Genomic DNA, 17,155 nt, shown 5'->3' on the forward strand with positions numbered 1-17,155 from the left:
CAGGCGCCCCCAGCCTGTGGGTAACTTTCACGGCATGTACGCACCGACGCCCGACGACTGGCACGAGGTCAACCGCGCACGCTGGGACGAGCGCGTGGCCATCCACGCGGCCGGGGACTACTACGACCTGGACGCGTTCCGGGCAGGCAAGGACGCGCTGCGCGGCTTCGAGCTCGCGGAGGTCGGTGACGTGACCGGCCGGACCCTCCTGCACCTGCAGTGCCACATCGGCCTCGACACCCTCTCGTGGGCGCGCCACGGTGCCGCCCAGGTCGTGGGCCTCGACTTCTCCGAACCCGCCGTCGAGACCGCTCGCGACCTGGCCCGTTCGCTGGGTCTGACGCCGGAACGGGCCACGTTCGTCACGTCCGACGTGTACGACGCCGCGCAGGCCGTCCCGGACTCCGCGTACGACATCGTCTACACCGGCATCGGTGCCCTGAACTGGCTCCCCGACGTGGACCGTTGGGCGGAGGTCGTGGCCTCGCTCGTCGCACCCGGCGGATTCCTCTACCTGGCGGAGTTCCATCCGCTGACCGACTGTCTCGACGACGACACCGGCTCGACGATCACGTATGACTACTTCAGCCGCGATCCCTGGGTGGAGGAGTCGCCGGGCACGTACGCGGACTTCGATGCCGCCACCGTCCACAACCGCAGCGTCGAGTGGCAGCACCCGGTGGGCGAGGTCGTCTCGGCGCTGGCGTCGGCCGGGCTGCGGATCGAGTTCCTGCACGAGCACGACGCCTCGCTCTTCGCACGCTACCCGGCGCTGGTGCGGCATGCCGACGGCTGCTACCGCTTCCCGGCCGACCGTCCGCGCATCCCGATGATGTACTCGGTCAAGGCGTCCCGGCCGGTCAGCGGCTGACCGGGGCCGCGCCGCGGCCGATTGTCAGTGGCGGGGTCCACACTCGGGAACATGACCGATATCGCTGACAGTCCGGGCGCGGCGTGGGGCACGGCCGAGGTGCGAGCCGCCGTGGAGGCGTACTGGGCCGCGGCGGACGCCCGCGACTGGGGCGCGTTCGCCGACACCCTCGCCGACGACGTGGTGTACGAACTCCCGCAGAGCCGCGAGCGCATCCTCGGCAGGGAGCGCTACGTCCGGTTCAACCAGGAGTATCCGGGGGATTGGCACGTCCGGATCGAGCGGACAGTGGCCGACGGGGAGGGCCGGCAGGCCGCTGTCCGGACGCTCGTCACCGTCGGTCCGGAGGAGACGCACGCCATCCACTTCTTCACGTTCGACGCGGACGGAAGGATCTCCGGGGTGACGGATTTCTGGCCCGAGCCCTACCAGCCCCCGGCCGGCCGGGAGCACCTGGTCGAGCGGTACTGACCCCGGAGCGCACCGAGCGCGGACCCGCCCGCCGTGCGGCGCGACCTCCGTGGGCGGGCCCGCCGGCGGCGTCCGGGCGGGCCCTCTTTCACGCGTTACGCCACGGAGTCGAAGGCAGGAAGGTAGCCGTTCGACTGCCCGATGGCCTTCGGGTGGTACGAGTTGGTGATCGGGATGGACACGCTGTGGATCCACGCGTCACCCGAGCAGAGTTCGTGCCCGGTGAATTCGTCCACCACGCTCGAATACGTGAACCCCGCGTCCGCCGCCCGCTTGGCGAGCACCCCGTTCAGCACGTCCGACGCGTTGTTGATGGCCCCGCGCTCGGTCTCCGTGAGGCCGGCGATGCAGGTGCCGGACAGTTTGTAGAAGCGCGGGTAGCCCAGGACCACCACATGGGCCTGCGGCGCCCGTGAACGGATGCCCGCGTAGAGGGAGTCGAGCCTTCCGGGCAGCGCGTTCTCCATCTCGGAGACCGCGGTGTTCACCCGTGCGACGCAGGTGGCCTCGCTCTGCAGGACGCAGGTCTGCATGACGTCCGCGAACCCGACGTCGTTGCCGCCGGCGGTGAGGCTGACGAGCGTGGTCGACGAGCTCAGTGCGCCCAGCTGACCGCTGGACACGGAGGCCGTCGTCGCACCCGAGCAGGCGACGAACGTGAACGACGACGGGGCGTTCGCGTTCTTCCAGAGGTAGGGGTACGCGTTGGTGCTGCGCTTGCAGTCACCGCTCTCGGAGGTGTAGCTCCCCGCGCCGACGCCGGAGGAGTAGGAGTCACCGAGAGCGACGTAGTTGTCGCCTGCGGCGGATGCCGGTTGCGCGAGGCCGAGTGCGGCCACGGCCGTGATCGCGAGGGTGGTGAGGGACGCCCGGAAGGTTCGTACTGACATGGCTGCCAGCCCTTCGAAATGTGGGGGATGAGTGGGGAGTTCGTGGGGCGTGCACGTTTGTAGCAGCTCCCGGTACTCGGCGGTAATGGCTGCGGGGAAAGTCGTCTGATATGCCCGAAGGATCGTTCGGTCGTCGATGCTCCGCGCGTAGATAAACCTCCAACAGGCCCTCGAACGGGTGAAGTTGTGGATCTCTCCGACACCCGGGACGACTCCTCTGAGTCACCTCCGGGGGGGCGGCACCTGTTCGAACGACAGCCGCCTCCCGCCGTCGCCCCGCCTTCACAACCGCCCCCGCGCCACCCCCGTCGCCCCGTACCGCACACGACTGCGGCCGCCAGGAATCCTGGCGGCCGCAGTGGGTCGGTGGGCGGTCCGTGGACTAGAGCGTGCGCTCCAGGCGGTCCGCCATCAGCCTGCTGAAGCGCGAGGGGTCACTCAGCTCGCCGCCGTCCGAGAGGAGCGCGAGCCCGTGGACCAGCTCGGCCGTCTCGGCCAGTTCGGTGCGGGTGCCCTCCTCGCCGCTCTGCTCGGCGTACGCCTTGTTCAGCCCGCTGATCAGCGCGTGCGAGGGGTTGAGTTCGAGGATGCGCTTGATCTGCGGCACCTCCTGGCCCATGGCGCGGTACATGTTCTCCAGCGCCGGGGTGACATCGTGCGTGTCCGAGACGATGCAGGCCGGCGAGACGGTGAGCCGCGAGGAGAGTCGTACCTCCTTGACGGTGTCACCGAGCTGCTCGGTCATCCAGGTCAGCAGACCGGCGTAGTCCTGCTGCTGCTTCTCGCGCTCGGCCTCGACCTCCTTCTTCTCCTCGTCGGTGTCGAGGTCGACCTCGCCCTTGGAGATGGACTGGAGCGGCTTGCCGTCGAACTCGGGGACGGACTGGACCCAGACCTCGTCGACAGGTTCGGTCAGCAGCAGGACCTCGAAGCCCTTGGCGCGGAAGGCCTCCATGTGCGGCGAGCTCTCCATCGCCGCGCGGGACTCGCCCGTCATGTAGTAGATCTGCTCCTGGCCCTCCTTCATCCGCTCGACGTACGAGCGCAGGGTGGTCAGCCCCTCCTCGTCCTGGGTCGAGGCGAACGAGGAGATCTCCAGGATCGCGTCGCGGTTCTCGAAGTCCTGGAACAGCCCCTCCTTGAGGACCCGGCCGAACTCCTTCCAGAACGTCTCGTACTTCTCCAGGGCGTTGGACCTCATGTCCTTCACCGTCGAGAGCACCTTCTTGATCAGGCGGCGCCGCATCATCTCGATCTGGCGGTCCTGCTGAAGGATCTCGCGCGACACATTGAGCGAGAGGTCCTGCGCGTCGACCACACCCTTCACGAAGCGGAGATACGTCGGCATCAGCGCTTCGCAGTCATCCATGATGAATACGCGCTTCACATAGAGCTGAACTCCACGCTTATGGTCCTGCATGAACAGGTCCTGCGGTGCGTGGGACGGCAGGAAGAGAAGAGCCTGGTATTCGAAGGTGCCCTCCGCCTGCATGCGGATGGTTTCGAGCGGATCGGTCCAGTCGTGACTGATGTGCTTGTACAGCTCGCTGTACTCCTCATCGGTCACGGAGTCCTTCGACCGGGCCCAGAGGGCCTTCATCGAGTTGACCGTCTCGGTCTCGGGCTCCGCTCCCTCCTCGCCCGCCACCGCCGCCATGCGGATGGGCCAGGTGATGAAGTCCGAGTAGCGCTTGACGATTTCCCTGAGCTTCCAGGGCGAGGTGTAGTCGAAGAGCTTGTCCTCGGAGTCCTCGGGCTTGAGCCGCAGCGTGACCGAGGTGCCCTGCGGTGCGTCGTCGACGGACTCGACGGTGTAGGTGCCCTCGCCGCTGGACTGCCAGCGCGTGCCCGTCTCCTCGCCTGCGCGCCTGGTCACCAGGGTGACCTCGTCGGCGACCATGAAGCTCGAATAGAACCCGACACCGAACTGTCCGATGAGTTCCTCGGATGCGGTGGCGTCCTTGGCTTCCTTCAGTTCCTGGAGGAATTTCGCCGTACCGGAATTCGCGATCGTCCCGATCAGCTGCACGACCTCGTCGTGCGACATTCCGATGCCGTTGTCGCGCACGGTCAGGGTGCGCGTCTCCTGGTCGGCCTCGACGGCGATATGCAGGTCGGACGTGTCCGCCTGGAGCGTGTCGTCACGGAGCGTCTCCAGCCGCAGCTTGTCCAGCGCGTCCGAACAATTGGAAATGAGCTCACGCAGGAATACATCCTTGTTCGAGTAGATCGAATGGATCATCATCTGCAGGAGCTGGCGAGCTTCTACCTGAAACTCGAATGTCTCGGCCGGCATGGGTACGGGTTCCCTTTCCTGGGGTAAGTCATCTGAGCCGTTCCATATCGTAACCAGGCCCTGGGCACGTCATGTGCCGGTTCCGCCACGGGCGTTGGCCGCCGGCCCGCGGGGCGGACGGCGGACACGCGCACCCGTCGTGGGAGGAGCGGCTTCCCCAGCAGGCAGACTGGGCGGATGGGCGATACGCGAGCGACTTCCCGGGCCGTGGGAGACCTCGGCCTCCCTCCTGTGATCACGTGCCGGGAGCCGGGCAGTTTCGCCCGGGGCGTGATGGCCGAGCGCCATCCGGCCCTGATCGGGCAGGTGCGCGCAGCCTTCCCGTACGGCCCCCGCCAGCACCGCGCCCTGGACACCCTGCTCCACGAGATCGTCCACGGGGTCGTCGAACCGCTCGCTCCCGGCAGCCCGGACCGCGAGCTCTGGCTGGGGTGGGGGCGGGAACACTTCGGGCGTCCGTGGTTCGACGCCCCGTTCCTCTGGGGCGAGAGCTACTTCTACCGCAGGCTCCTGGGAGCCGTCGGCTACTTCGACGAGGGCCCGTGGCAGGGCGTCGACCCCTTCGCCTCCTTCAAGCGCGCGGAACTGCGCGGTCCCACGGTCGAGGAGGAACTCCGCGCGCTGGACGACCTCGCCGGTGCCCCCGCCGATGAGCGGGCGGCGGCTCTGCTCCAGGCCTCGCTCTGGGGGAACCGTGCCGATCTCGGATTCCGTGGCCCGGCCGGCGAACGCACCCCCGGCGAGGCCGATCCCGGGCTGGTCGCCGATGACAGAGCGGCGCTGTGGTCGCTCCTGCCCGCCGGCTCCCCGGCGACCGTCGCCGTCATCGCGGACAACACGGGGCGCGAGCTGATCCCCGACCTCGTCCTCATCGACCACCTGCTCGAACACGGTCACGCCGACCGGGTGGTGCTCCATGTGAAGCCCGGCCCGTATTACGTCTCCGACGCCATGACGGCCGACGTCGTCGACTGCCTGCGCCGCCTGAACAGCGCCCCCGGTGAGGCGGGAGCGATCGGCGTCCGGGTCTGGGAGGCCATGGGGGCCGGCCGGCTCGAAATCCGTACCCACCCGTTCTTCTGCGCCCCGTTCCCGTACGAGCGGATGCCGGGGGATCTCCGGGCGGAGCTCGGTGCGGCCACGCTGACGATCCTCAAGGGCGACCTCAACTACCGGCGGCTGGTGGGCGACCGGCTGTGGCCGGCGACCACACCGTTCGCCGACCTCACGGCGTACTTCCCGAGTGCCGTCGCCGCGCTGCGTACGCTGAAGTCCGACGTCGTCGTGGGCCTGGAGCCGGGGGTCCTGGGGAGCCTGGACCGGTCCGGCCGGGAGTGGCGTACGAGCGGCACGCACGCCCTGGTCCAGGTGCGGTCACGGCCCGGTGGGGCCGCCCTCAGCGCGCCACCCCGTACCGGTTGAGGAGGTCGTGCCAGCCCTGCTCCAACCGGTCGATGCCGATGCCGCGTTCGCAGGTCAGATGGTGGACGAGGGGCGTGTCGATCGACCCGAGCAGCGTGTGCGCGAGCAGTTCGGGCTCGCCCGCCGCGTGCGCCTGGCGGAGCAGCAGCGTGACATGGCTGAGCCTCAGCCGCTGCGCGGGGACCTCGTAGGTGCGCAGGGGGTCGGTGCGGGAGGCCAGGATCAGCTCGTGGTGATCGCTTTCGTGGTGCATCAGGGCGGGGCCGAAGGCGTGCAGCCGCTCGGCCGCGGGGGCGCCCGGGCCCATGGGGGGCGGCCCGGAGAGGAAGGCCGCCTGCAGCAGGGCCTCGCGATGGTCCAGGAGGGCGATGAGCAGGCCGGTGCGGTCCTTGAAGCGCCGGAAGACCGTGCCCTTGCCGACACCGGCGGCTGCCGCGACCGATTCCATGGTGAGGTCCGCCGCCCCGCAGCGGGCCAGGAGGCGCGAGGCGGCGTCCAGCAGGAGCGCCCGATTGCGCGCCGCGTCCGCCCGCAGCATCTCGGGTCCGCCGACGGCGGCGAGCGTGAGATTCGTCCGCGTCTCGCCGGTGTCGGGCGGCCCGGGAGGCGGGGGGAGGGGAGCGGTCATGGCTTCAGGGTAGCCCCGGACGGACGGAAGTGGACCACGGTCCGTTTAGGTGGTACAACTTTAAACGGACTATGGTCCGCTTACTTCTGCAGTCTCCGTCTTCCCGGGAGCTTCCCTCATGTCTGTACGCATCCTCGCCCTCGTCGGCAGCCTCCGCGCCGGCTCCCACAACCGCCAGCTCGCCGAGGCGGCCGTCAAGCACGCGCCCGAGGGTGCCGAGGTCGAGCTGTACGAGGGCCTCGTCGAGGTCCCCTTCTACAACGAGGACATCGACGTCGAGGGCAGCGTTCCGGCTGCCGCCGCCCGGCTGCGCGAGGTCGCCGGCCGGTCCGACGCGTTCCTCCTGTTCTCGCCGGAGTACAACGGCACCATGCCCGCCGTCCTGAAGAACGCCATCGACTGGCTGTCCCGCCCGTACGGTGCCGGTGCCATGACCGGCAAGCCGGTCGCCGTGGTCGGCACCGCCTTCGGTCAGTTCGGTGGCGTGTGGGCCCAGGACGAGGCCCGCAAGGCGGCCGGCCTCGCGGGCGGAGCGGTCCTGGCGGACGCCAAGCTCTCCATCCCCGGCTCCGTGACCCGCTTCGCCGAGCTCCACCCGGCGGACGACGCCGAGGTCGTCACCTCGCTGACCGAGGTGCTCCGCCAGGTCACCGAGGGTGCCACGGCGGCTGCCGCCTGATACCCCGCCGACGGCGGTGGGCCGAGGATGCCGCACCGCCGTCCCCGTGCCGCCCGGCATGACTTCCGTGGGCCCGGTCCCCTCTCGTGGTGAGAGGAGACCGGGCCCACGTGTCGTTGCGGGTCTGCTCCCGTGGGCCCCTCCTCACGCCTCCGGCAATATGGCAAACAGAATCGTTGACAATCTTGTTGCCCTAGATTTAGGTTCGACAGGCACGCACTCAGGGGGCAACGATGCCGAATCAAGCCGGTCCGACCAGTGGGGAGCAGGCCAGGCAGCTGGCCCTGACCCGACTGCGGCAGGCGATTCTGCGCGGCGAGATGGCACCGGCCCAGCGGCTGGTGGAGAACGAGCTCGCCGAGCAGTTCGGTGTGACACGGGCCGGCGTCAGAGCGGCGCTGATCCAGCTGGAGTCGGAGGGACTGGTCGAGCGGATCCGTAACCGCGGATCGCGGGTTCGTGTGGTGAGCGTCGACGAAGCCGTCGCCATCACCGAGTGCCGCATGGCCCTGGAAGGGCTCTGCGCGGCCAAGGCGGCCGTCGCGGCCGACGCCGAGCAGCTCGACCGGCTCACGGCGGTCGGCGAGGCCATGGCCAAGGCCGTAGCCGACGGAGACCCCATGCTCTACTCCGACCTGAATCATGAGCTCCACGCCATGGTCAGGGAGTTCTCCGGGCAGCGGACGGCCGTGTCGCTCCTGGAGCGGCTGAACGGCCAGTTGGTGCGCCACAGGTTCCAGCTCGCCCTGAGGCCCGGACGCCCGCAGCAGTCCCTGAGTGAACACCTGGCCATGATCGAAGCGATCAGGGCCAGGGACCCGCAGGCGGCCGAAGCGGCCGTCCGCTCCCACCTGGCGAGCGTGATCGAGGCACTGCGCGGGTGACGCGCGGCGCCTGATCGACGCACTGCGCGCATGGCGCGCCGCGCTGGTGGGCCGACGCCCTGTCCAGCAAGGAGAGTTCAGCCATGACAACCGAGACGGCGCGGATCACGGAGCTGCCGGCATGAGCGGCATCGTCGTCACCGGACCGCCGAAGGCGGATGCGCGGGACATCGAGGCGCTCGCACCGTACGGGGTCGCCACCGTGAGCGAGGCGATGGGCCGCACCGGTCTGCTCGGCCCCGAACTGCGCCCCGTTCAACAGGGCGTGCGGATCGTGGGCAGCGCGGTCACCGTGCTCAGCTGGCCCGGCGACAACCTCATGATCCATGCGGCGGTGGAGCAGTGCGGTGAGGGTGACGTCCTCGTCGTCACCACCACGTCCCCGTCCACCGACGGCATGTTCGGAGAGCTGTTCGCCACCGCGCTCCAGAGGCGCGGGGTACGCGGGCTGGTGATCAACGCGGGCATCCGCGACACCCAGGAGCTGCGGGACATGGGCTTCGCCGCGTGGGCGAAGGCCGTGTCCGCCCAGGGGACCGTCAAGGCGACCGGTGGTTCCGTCAACGTCCCGGTCGTCATCGGGGGCCAGGTGATCCACCCGGGCGACGTCATCGTCGCCGACGACGACGGTGTGGTGGCCGTTCCCCGTGAGCGGGTCCGCGAGACCGCCGAGGCGTCCGAGGCGCGAGAGGCCAAGGAGGCCAAGGCGCGCGCGGCCTTCCTGGAGGGGCAACTCGGGCTGGACCGCTACGGACTGCGCGAGAAGCTCGAAACCCTCGGCGTGCGGTACACCCCGTACGAGGTCCACGCGCGGGAGACCGGGGCGTGACGGGCGGACCGGCGGAGGTCCGCTGCCTCCTGATGCGGGGCGGTACGTCCAAGGGTGCCTACTTCCTGGCGGACGACCTGCCACAGGACCCGGCCGCCCGCGACGAGCTGCTGCTGCGGATCATGGGCAGCCCGGACCCGCGGCAGATCGACGGTCTCGGCGGGGCGCACCCGCTCACGAGCAAGGTCGCGGTCGTCTCCGTACCGGACGATCCGGATGATCCGGACGTCGACGTGGACTACCTCTTCCTCCAGGTCGCCGTGGACACCGCGGACGTGTCCGACCGGCAGAACTGCGGCAACCTGCTCGCCGGGGTCGGGCCCTTCGCCGTGGAACGGGGCCTGGTCCCCGCCCGGGAAGGGCAGACGTCCGTACGCATCCGCATGGTCAACACCGGTGATCTGGCCACCGCGTCCTTCCCCACCTCCGGCGGGCGCGTCGACTACACCGGGGCGGCCCGGATCTCCGGGGTGCCCGGGACCGCCGCACCGGTGGTCATCGAGTTCGCCCAGGGCGGCGGACCGCTGCTGCCCACCGGCCGGGCCCGTGAAGTGATCGCAGGCACCCGGGTGACCTGCGTCGACAACGGCATGCCGACCGTTCTCATCCCGGCTCAGGCCCTCGACATCACGGGCTACGAGACGCCGGGGGAGCTGGAGGAGAACAGCGCCCTGCGTGAGCGCCTCGAGCGGATCCGCCTCGAAGCGGGCCCCCTGATGGGCCTCGGGGACGTACATGACACCACGGTCCCCAAGCTCAGCCTGCTGGCCCCGCCCGTCCAGGACGGCGCGGTGACGACCCGCACCTTCATCCCGCACCGCTGCCACACCTCCATCGGCGTCCTCGGCGCCGCCGGCGTCGCGGCGGGGCTGCGCGTCTCCGGCAGCATCGCCGAGGACATCGCCCGGCTCCCACCGGACGGCGGCCGGCTGCGGATCGAGCACCCCACCGGGTTCATCGACATCGAGGCCGCTGTCGGAACGGGCGGGGACGGCAGCCCCGTCGTCAGGCGCACCGCGGTGGTGCGTACCGCACGAAAGATCTTCGACGGCACCGTCTTCCCGCGGCCCGGGCAGACAGCTCCTCCGTGCCCCGGACTCCCCCAGCAAGGAACCGCAGGTGACTCCCCCTCTCGGTGACATCGCCCATGTCGGCCACGCCGGACTGCTCACTCCGGACCTGGAGGGCAGCGTCGGCTTCTGCACCGACTACCTCGGCCTGACGGTCAACGGGCAGGACGGCGACTCCGTCTACCTGCGCACCTTCGAGGACTACGAGCACCACAGCCTCGTGCTGACCGCCGCCGGGAAGCCGGGCCTGCGCCCTACCACCCTGCGCACCTCCAGCGAGGAGGCCCTGGACCGCAGGGTCACCGCACTCGAAGCCACAGGCCGTACGGGGCGCTGGGCGGAGGAGGAGCCGGACATCGGCAAGCTCTACCTCACTGCCGACCCCGACGGCCACGAGATCGCCTGTACTGGGAGAGCGAGTACTACCAGGCGCCCCCGGAGCTCAGGGCGGCGCTTCGACACGGCCCGCGGTGGCCGGCGCGACAACCGCGCCCGCGTCCTCGGCCGACGGACCTGATCGCCCCGCACCTCTCGATCAGCGGCTCCACGGAGCTGGAGGTCAACGAGACCAAGCACCTCGCGCGGTCTGCCCCTCGGCCCCCAGGGCGACCCCGGAAACAACTCAGGGCCTGATCCACTGAGTGGATCAGGCCCTGACCTGGTGTTTCAGCTGTCGGGGTGGCGGGATTTGAACCCACGACCTCTTCGTCCCGAATGAGGGTCGGTTACCGATCTTGCCACGGGCGATGGTGTTTTCCCTGGTCAGAGGGTAGGTCTGTCGTGGTCTCGGACGGTCTCGAAGGGGGTTGGGGAGCGGGTTGGCTCCCAGATGGCTCCCAAGGAGCCCTGTTGCAGGACGGGGGTCAGTCTGCGGTCCTATGTGTTGTCCGCGGCTCGGCGCCGAAGGCTGTCGACGTAGTCCGGACGGAACGTGGGGCGGCATCGCGGACGCTTCCCTGCGTTGATGTCTCCCACGTACTTGGCGAGGCGCTCGGGGTTCTTGCCGGACCACCCATGTGCGAGAGCCCACCCCTGCATGGCTTCATCATCCATAGGGATGCCGGCGTCGTGCAGGGCAAGCAGGCAGCTCACGACCATGTCCTTCTCGTAGCCGGCCGAGATGGTGTTGTTGTGGTTGACGGCCAGTGTCAGGCTTTTCAGGGCTTCGACGACGACGGGGTCGAGCTCTGGCGTCAGCTCTTCCCACACCGAGCCGTCACCCAGGATCGATGGCCTCACGGCTGTCACCCACGGCCTGACCTCGTCTTCGTTCCACGTGATGACGCAAAGCGCTCGGATGCGGTTGCCGCCATACTGCAGCAGCTTCCCGATGTCTGCCATGTTCGGCCACGCCATGAGCACCGGGCCGTTTCCACGGATGATCCCGCCGCCCCTACCGGTGACGTGTTCGACGTTGGAGTGTCGGGACACGAGCTGTTCCAACTCCGAGTCGTTCTGCAGGTTGGACTTGAGGGCGGTCCAGACGGTGAGCATGTCGCCGTCCTCCACGTGTTCGCAGCACCAGTCGATGGCTGCGTTTACACCTTCGGTGTCGTTGCTGGCGACAGCGCACGGATAGTTCACGTTGCGATCGAACATCCCGGCTCCCTGTTCTCGGTCGGACCGGGCTCACGCTACGCGCAGGCACTGACGGAGCGACTCGCACGTTCATCAGCCCCCGATGCGCGGCCTTTCGCGCCAGCCACGATCCAGCTGGCAAGGACTGACCCCGTAGATCAATCGGCTTCACGTACGCACCGCGTGAGACACCGCCTCAGGGACAGCTGGCGGGTGGGCGCGAGGCGGACCGCCATGTTCCTGGAGCACGCTGCCTAGCACAATCGCGCGGCCAACAGATTTGGAATCAAAGGATAATGAGGGGTTGTCACCCCTGCTGCTAGCGTTTTTCGAGCAGTCACATCAGCAGACTCAAGCTCCTCACCTTCGCCATGTTGGCGGTGGGCGGCAACGCCGGCAGCGGAAGCCGGTACGTCTCGGAAGTGCGGTCGAGCGTGTTGATGCCGTCTCGGACACATCGGGTCTTGCCCGGGCGAGCCGAGGGGGAGAACGGGAAAAGCGTGACCGATCTCCTTGGACGACCACGGCGTCCAGGTACGTGCCTGGATGGACACCGGGACGAAGATCGGAGAACACCTGATGGAGCCGTCATCCGGCGCGGGCGAGACCGTGCTGCCCCGCCCCGTCGAAGCGCTGCCACTACCTGCATTGGCGACCGCGACACGGAAGCTCGCCGACAAACTCATCGAACACTTCACCATGGGCGAGCCCGCCGCATTGGCCCTCGCACAGGCTGTCGTCGACCCATCTGCCGCCCGGCGGGCGGCAGAGTCCCCGGAGCGGCTGCGGGTGCCCGGCGGCGTGATTCTGGCCATCAGGACGGACGTGTGGGCGCGCTACATCATCCCGGACCCGCGAAATCCGCGGATCGGTCCGTCGCGCCGGCACCCGGCCTCGAACCTGATCGGCACTGGTGAGAGCACGCGCTTCCGTCCGTTGGCCGAGCCGATCGCGGCGTCAGGGAGTCGCCCGGAACTCGTGCAGAGGCTCGCGAATCAAGAACACCTCGCGTGGGCAGCGCAACTGTCCAAGGAGTACGTGCTTGACCACAACGACTGGCGCGAATCCCTCCGGCACCAGGGGGTGATGACAGAGGTCTGGCTGGCCGCGACGGCCTTTCAACACGAGGACAGCACACCCGGGGTAACGGTTCCGGTCACCGTAGAAGGGTCGAGCCGCGTGACGTGCGCCCACGACCTGCTCGACCTTAGGTCCGCCGACGTTCCCTACCTGCGCGACACGGTGAAACTGCGTTCCCACATCCGCAAGCTCAACGAGGCAATCACGACTGCGGGCGACCCGGCGCAGGTTGATCCCGAGATGGCGATCACCGTGCGCTGCGAACGGCTTCCGGCGCTGATGCTCGTCGGTTTCGAGCCTCATGACGGCACCACTTCTGACTTCGGCGTTGCCGTCAAGTCGTTGGTCGCGCTCCGGCACGTCGACTCCCCCAAACCGTGGGGTGAAGCCGCGGAGAACGAGGCTCTCGCCGACGCCGTGGTGGACGAGATCGAGCGGCGAAAACTGATCACTCCCGCCAAGGCGGACTGGCTACGTGGTGCTCTCAACCCCGACCAGGCGAAGGCAGCTGGATTCAACGACGATCCGTCCGTCCGGGCGGCAGCAATCGTCCGGCTATTCGCCGAGCGTGATCAGCCGATCCACGCCGCTGTGCGGGTCGCCATCACCGGACAGAGCACTCGCAAGAACATCACCACCAAGCTGCTGCTCGACGTAGCTTCCTCTCTGGTAATGCGTTCGGTTTCGGAAGAGGACTCCCGTAGGCGGGAACGGATGCGGAAGTACCTGAAGTCGGCGTTCCCGGGTGAGCTGGCCAAGGACTGGGAGGCCACGTTGCGTGGAACGGAGGAGCTGGCTCAAGCCGCGCTTGAGGAGGTGGATAAGGGGGAGCCAGGCGTGGCGACCCGGGAACTCGCGGCCCGCAGCGCCTATCCCCTGGTGATCAACGGCCAGCTCACGGGTGACCGTGGCACGAACAACAACGATCAACCCGATCGTCGGCACCCAGGCGAGGTCATCGACCGCATGCGCAGTACCCAGCACGGCGTGCACCAGCTAAAGCAGACGCTCCTCGACGCTGGGGCGGGTCGCAGGGGCCGCAAGGTGGACGAGACAGGACGGGTCACTCAGAACGACGACGGTCGCGACATCCTCGTCACCGACGCGGACCTCCGCCGCACCTTCCCACCAGCTGGCGAGGGCCCTTCGCCCACACCGGCTCCTCGGAACGCAGCTGAGATTCTCGGGAATGCCCTGCATGACCTAGCCACTTCGATCCAGGCGATCGAGGGTGCGGTCAAGGTCGTGGAGGCGGTCAGGGCCGACGACGGGACCCGTGCTATCGATTCGCTAGGCGCCGACCGAGCCGACTGCGATGCGTGGCGGAACGTCCTGCAGGACGTCCTATTCAAGCTGCCCGTCTGGCAACAGCGGAGTGTCCAGCGACACGGGATTGTTGCCGAGGACCCATACGACCTCGATGCGGACCGTGACGACGAGGAAGATGAGGAACCGGACAACGAGTTCGACGGTCAGCCGACTGGCGAAGACCCCCCTCCTCAGGGCGAGGTCGTTTGAATCGCTCGCGCCTCCGGGTTCTCCGGGCGGGCATAGAAACCCGGCCGCGCGCCGGGTAACGCGACGCGGATAGACAGTGAGGCCCACCCACCGACCAGGGTGAGGGCGGCAACGCCGGCTTTCCGGGCTTGTGCTCGGGAAGCCGGTACGCCTCGGGGCCGAACCGCTATCCGCCGCCGCTTGCCGTCACACCGGGCGTGACCCGGAAGACATCAAGTGGGTGCGCCGGGCAGTCCCCAGCTCACCCAGCTATTTGCTGTGGACCAGACATGGCCACGAGCTGGAGCACTCGATGGACAGCCTGCACTTTCTCGCCGACCGCGGACAGGAACTTCGCGATCTGATTCACTCGCCTGAGAACCGGGACTCAGTCCGTGCGGCATGCACGGACGTGGACGTGAGTCTCTACCATCCGGAGGATGGAGAGCGACCCGCCGATGGGCTCTTGGCAGTATGCGTCGGCTGCGAGGGCCGCTTGGAATGCCTAGCCCTGGCGTTGCGGGCGGAGGACCCGGAAGCCCGTCACGGTTGGTACGGCGGCCTCGGCCCGGCAGACCGCGACCGCATCGCCGCAGTAGTCCGGCTTGACGCGGTGGCAACGCCTCTGTCGGACAAAGCCCTTGCGGCCATCCGCCTGGGCCAAAACGGATGGCGGATCAACGACATCGCACAAGTGCTTGGTTGCTCCAGACGAACCGTGCAGCGATACCTCCGTTCCGTGCGTTGACACCAAGGTGGCACTGCTGTAACCGCAGGTGGTGCTCGCCGGGCTGCCGAGATCGGCGCAGAGAGGACACCGCGTCCGCGTCGAACTTCACTGTTGGGTTGGCGGGAATTGACCCACGACCTATTCGTCCCGAATGAGGAACTGCCTACTCGGCAGTGGTCCGCAGCGGCAGACGGATGCGGAAGGAGGCGCCTCCGAGCTCTCCATAGGCATCTGCTGAGAAGCCAGCCTCGTCAACACCAGGCCGCGTTCCGCACATGTCAGCCACTGCGTCTCGGACAACTGTCAGCCCGAGGCCAGCGCCCCTGGACTTTGCGCCACTCACGCCCGGACGCCACATCTGCGCGATGTCGACGTCAATGATTCCGGTGCCCGAATCCGAGAAGTCAACCACCGCGTGGCCGCCATCTACCCGAGTACGAACCAGTACTGAAGGCTCCCCCAAGTGGTCACCAGCACCTGCCAATGAGCTCATGGCGTTGACGGCCAGGTTGAAAACGATCGCCTCCAGGTCCGACACCGCACCCGCTACGCGGATCGGGTCGCCCCAGAGCTCTTCGCTTAGGGCGATGCCACGCCGCTCTAGGTGAGGCCGCACCACACCCAAGGCATTCCCGATTACCTCGTTCAGGTCCAGGACCGCAACTCGACAACCTTCTGCTTTGGTAGCTCGGGTCGCGATTGCTGGAAGCTCGCCTGCCCTAGCGGCCTGGCTGGCCTCACCGACGGCTGCTGTCTCATACGCGAAGGCGGTAGCAAGAATCCCGGTTGTGGCAAGCGCTCGGTAGAGAAGACGCTCCTTTGGTACCAGAGGCAAGCTGGCCTCATGGCGCTGGGCAGGCAGGCTGGGCGCCAAGGTCGGCAGTTCCGGTTGGGCCACAGGCTCAAATACCTGACCGTCGCCTGTGGGGTCGGGGTCCTTGGGTGCCTTGCTGCGTTCAACGGCAGCAGCGGGCTCAATCGGCCGAGTTGGTGCAGGCTTCACCAGCCGATCGCCGTCACGAATCCGCTTCCTTTCCCTCGCCGCCCAGTCTGTGGCGCTTCGGGCAAAATTCCGAAGTTCGATGAACGCGGCGTTCTCCTGGAACCCCATCCGGTCGGTCTTGGGGATGAGCAATGCATCGGGGTCCTCGACCGATACCCGCCCGATGCTTGTGTTGGTCGAAGGGCGTAGTTCCGGACTCCGTGCTCGGAGGAGGTTCAAGCTGAGCCAATCGAATCCCTCGTCCCCATAAGGGTGCACACGCAACCCCCGGTGGAAGAGGTGAACGCCTCCGACGACGCGCAGCCAAGGGCGTAGATCAGCAAATCTGCGCTTCGACTCGCGCAGCTCGAACGAACGCTTGTTCAGGAGGAACATCCACAGCTCGAAGGATGCTGCTGGAGCCTGATAGCGGAGAGGGGACTGCAAGCGCCCGCCGCGGCCATCCGGCGCCACATCGATGTGATCGCCGCGCGTGACTACCTGTCCTCTCCAGTCGTAGAGGACTGTGCTCGCATAGCCCTGTTCATCAAGATGAGCTTCGAGTTTGTACTCGTACTCATCGAAGAAGCTGCGGTTCACCGCGTCAGATACCTGCTCAAACTGCGGGGCGATCAGCGTCGCGGTGAATCCGGTTTCCTCGTCGTGGAAGAAGCCCGTGAGTAGTCGCATGGCCCGCGCCAGACGCTCCATCTGCTCCTTGTCGAAGCCGTGCCTCAAGCGGTGGACAGTCAACGAGGTACCGGGCTTCTTCATGGTTGTCCGGCTGACAACCGTGAGCTCGACCTCCTCGACCGAGCGAACCGTGTCGTAGTCAGCCCAGTCGATGACGAGCGTGTGCTCCACGCCGGGCTCGCTTCGCGGGCGCGACACCAGCTCTACCCGCCGCCCCAGTCGCAGCGCAGCCAGTCGGCCCAGGCCCTTCTCTCCGATCCGACGGCGGCTGGTCTTGCTATCCGGCGTTCCTGGCTTCGAGGACCTCCCGATTAGAAGGAACCCCTCGCGGATCTCCTCAGCCGTCATGCCGTCACCGTCATCTTCGACGACAAGGGTGCCGCCGGGCTGAGTAGCGTTGTGGAGCTGGACGATGCTCTTCGTCGCATCCGCGTCGTATGCGTTGCGGACCAGCTCGATCACCCCCAGGTCTGGATGGGGGATCAGCTCCTCACCCAGGCGGATCAGGATTTCCGGGGCAAAGCGCAGATGAGTCCTCAAGCGTCCTCCTTCGGG

General features: G+C 67.8%; 14 protein-coding genes and 1 pseudogene. 10 read left to right on the forward strand and 5 right to left on the reverse strand.

Annotated elements, in window-relative coordinates:
- Positions 1 to 34: 34 nt before the first annotated feature.
- Positions 35 to 871, forward strand: a complete 837-nt coding sequence (locus ACIP63_RS29115; protein ID WP_401521417.1) for a class I SAM-dependent methyltransferase — start codon at positions 35 to 37, stop codon at positions 869 to 871.
- Positions 872 to 922: 51 nt separating this feature from the next.
- Positions 923 to 1,342, forward strand: coding sequence for a nuclear transport factor 2 family protein (locus ACIP63_RS29120; RefSeq protein ID WP_401521420.1), 420 nt, complete (start codon positions 923 to 925; stop codon positions 1,340 to 1,342).
- Positions 1,343 to 1,437: 95 nt separating this feature from the next.
- On the opposite strand, the gene ACIP63_RS29125 is transcribed toward ACIP63_RS29120, so the two are convergent.
- The gene (locus ACIP63_RS29125) at positions 1,438 to 2,232 is read right to left on the reverse strand and encodes an SGNH/GDSL hydrolase family protein (protein WP_401521422.1); all 795 of its coding nucleotides are present in this window, start codon (positions 2,230 to 2,232) and stop codon (positions 1,438 to 1,440) included.
- A gap of 382 nt (positions 2,233 to 2,614) precedes the next feature.
- Positions 2,615 to 4,528 (reverse strand): molecular chaperone HtpG, encoded by a 1,914-nt coding sequence (gene htpG / locus ACIP63_RS29130; protein ID WP_401521425.1) that lies wholly within the window; start codon positions 4,526 to 4,528, stop codon positions 2,615 to 2,617.
- A 177-nt stretch (positions 4,529 to 4,705) separates the two neighbouring features.
- Here htpG and ACIP63_RS29135 point away from each other — a divergent pair, with 177 nt between their 5' ends.
- Complete coding sequence (locus ACIP63_RS29135) at positions 4,706 to 5,950, forward strand: damage-control phosphatase ARMT1 family protein (RefSeq protein WP_401521427.1); 1,245 nt, start codon at positions 4,706 to 4,708, stop codon at positions 5,948 to 5,950.
- On the opposite strand, the gene ACIP63_RS29140 is transcribed toward ACIP63_RS29135, so the two are convergent.
- Positions 5,925 to 6,578: a TetR/AcrR family transcriptional regulator gene (locus tag ACIP63_RS29140; protein WP_401521430.1), complete on the reverse strand. Its 654-nt coding sequence runs from the start codon at positions 6,576 to 6,578 to the stop codon at positions 5,925 to 5,927. The two genes, ACIP63_RS29135 and ACIP63_RS29140, sit on opposite strands and share 26 nt — an antisense overlap.
- Before the next feature lie 118 nt (positions 6,579 to 6,696).
- Here ACIP63_RS29140 and ACIP63_RS29145 point away from each other — a divergent pair, with 118 nt between their 5' ends.
- The 5 genes and pseudogenes from ACIP63_RS29145 to ACIP63_RS29165 all read left to right on the forward strand — a co-directional run.
- Positions 6,697 to 7,257 (forward strand): NAD(P)H-dependent oxidoreductase, encoded by a 561-nt coding sequence (locus tag ACIP63_RS29145; RefSeq protein WP_401521433.1) that lies wholly within the window; start codon positions 6,697 to 6,699, stop codon positions 7,255 to 7,257.
- A gap of 233 nt (positions 7,258 to 7,490) precedes the next feature.
- Positions 7,491 to 8,141, forward strand: a complete 651-nt coding sequence (locus tag ACIP63_RS29150; RefSeq protein WP_401521435.1) for a GntR family transcriptional regulator — start codon at positions 7,491 to 7,493, stop codon at positions 8,139 to 8,141.
- A 121-nt stretch (positions 8,142 to 8,262) separates the two neighbouring features.
- On the forward strand, positions 8,263 to 8,970 hold the full coding sequence (locus ACIP63_RS29155; RefSeq protein ID WP_401521438.1) for a 4-carboxy-4-hydroxy-2-oxoadipate aldolase/oxaloacetate decarboxylase: 708 nt from the start codon (positions 8,263 to 8,265) through the stop codon (positions 8,968 to 8,970).
- Positions 8,967 to 10,109, forward strand: coding sequence for a 4-oxalomesaconate tautomerase (locus tag ACIP63_RS29160; RefSeq protein WP_401521441.1), 1,143 nt, complete (start codon positions 8,967 to 8,969; stop codon positions 10,107 to 10,109). The genes ACIP63_RS29155 and ACIP63_RS29160 overlap by 4 nt, the downstream gene beginning before the upstream one ends.
- A pseudogene (locus ACIP63_RS29165) lies at positions 10,090 to 10,511 on the forward strand (catechol 2,3-dioxygenase); the annotation flags it as partial. The gene ACIP63_RS29160 and the pseudogene ACIP63_RS29165, both read left to right, overlap by 20 nt.
- A 405-nt stretch (positions 10,512 to 10,916) precedes the next feature.
- Here the strand turns inward: ACIP63_RS29165 and ACIP63_RS29170 are convergent.
- A complete protein-coding gene (locus tag ACIP63_RS29170) occupies positions 10,917 to 11,639 on the reverse strand; it encodes a hypothetical protein (RefSeq protein ID WP_401521444.1) in 723 nt (240 codons plus the stop codon).
- A gap of 525 nt (positions 11,640 to 12,164) precedes the next feature.
- On the opposite strand from ACIP63_RS29170, the gene ACIP63_RS29175 reads away from it, so the two are divergent.
- Positions 12,165 to 14,216, forward strand: coding sequence for a hypothetical protein (locus tag ACIP63_RS29175; protein ID WP_401521447.1), 2,052 nt, complete (start codon positions 12,165 to 12,167; stop codon positions 14,214 to 14,216).
- A 292-nt stretch (positions 14,217 to 14,508) separates the two neighbouring features.
- The gene (locus tag ACIP63_RS29180) at positions 14,509 to 14,943 is read left to right on the forward strand and encodes a helix-turn-helix domain-containing protein (RefSeq protein WP_401521449.1); all 435 of its coding nucleotides are present in this window, start codon (positions 14,509 to 14,511) and stop codon (positions 14,941 to 14,943) included.
- 145 nt (positions 14,944 to 15,088) lie between these two features.
- Here ACIP63_RS29180 and ACIP63_RS29185 read toward each other — a convergent pair whose 3' ends face one another.
- Positions 15,089 to 17,140 (reverse strand): ATP-binding protein, encoded by a 2,052-nt coding sequence (locus ACIP63_RS29185; RefSeq protein WP_401521452.1) that lies wholly within the window; start codon positions 17,138 to 17,140, stop codon positions 15,089 to 15,091.
- Positions 17,141 to 17,155: the final 15 nt, after the last annotated feature.

The sequence above is a fragment of the Streptomyces sp. NPDC088746 genome (assembly GCF_044751065.1).
Taxonomy (GTDB): Bacteria; Actinomycetota; Actinomycetes; order Streptomycetales; family Streptomycetaceae; genus Streptomyces.

Bases quoted from the DNA above. Each gene is read 5' to 3' on its own strand.
- ACIP63_RS29115 (WP_401521417.1), top strand. From the start codon at position 35: ATGTACGCACCGACGCCCGACGACTGGCACGAGGTCAACCGCGCACGC.
- ACIP63_RS29120 (WP_401521420.1), top strand. From the start codon at position 923: ATGACCGATATCGCTGACAGTCCGGGCGCGGCGTGGGGCACGGCCGAG.
- ACIP63_RS29125 (WP_401521422.1), bottom strand. From the start codon at position 2,232: ATGTCAGTACGAACCTTCCGGGCGTCCCTCACCACCCTCGCGATCACG.
- htpG (WP_401521425.1), bottom strand. From the start codon at position 4,528: ATGCCGGCCGAGACATTCGAGTTTCAGGTAGAAGCTCGCCAGCTCCTG.
- ACIP63_RS29135 (WP_401521427.1), top strand. From the start codon at position 4,706: ATGGGCGATACGCGAGCGACTTCCCGGGCCGTGGGAGACCTCGGCCTC.
- ACIP63_RS29140 (WP_401521430.1), bottom strand. From the start codon at position 6,578: ATGACCGCTCCCCTCCCCCCGCCTCCCGGGCCGCCCGACACCGGCGAG.
- ACIP63_RS29145 (WP_401521433.1), top strand. From the start codon at position 6,697: ATGTCTGTACGCATCCTCGCCCTCGTCGGCAGCCTCCGCGCCGGCTCC.
- ACIP63_RS29150 (WP_401521435.1), top strand. From the start codon at position 7,491: ATGCCGAATCAAGCCGGTCCGACCAGTGGGGAGCAGGCCAGGCAGCTG.
- ACIP63_RS29155 (WP_401521438.1), top strand. From the start codon at position 8,263: ATGAGCGGCATCGTCGTCACCGGACCGCCGAAGGCGGATGCGCGGGAC.
- ACIP63_RS29170 (WP_401521444.1), bottom strand. From the start codon at position 11,639: ATGTTCGATCGCAACGTGAACTATCCGTGCGCTGTCGCCAGCAACGAC.
- ACIP63_RS29175 (WP_401521447.1), top strand. From the start codon at position 12,165: ATGGACACCGGGACGAAGATCGGAGAACACCTGATGGAGCCGTCATCC.
- ACIP63_RS29180 (WP_401521449.1), top strand. From the start codon at position 14,509: ATGGACAGCCTGCACTTTCTCGCCGACCGCGGACAGGAACTTCGCGAT.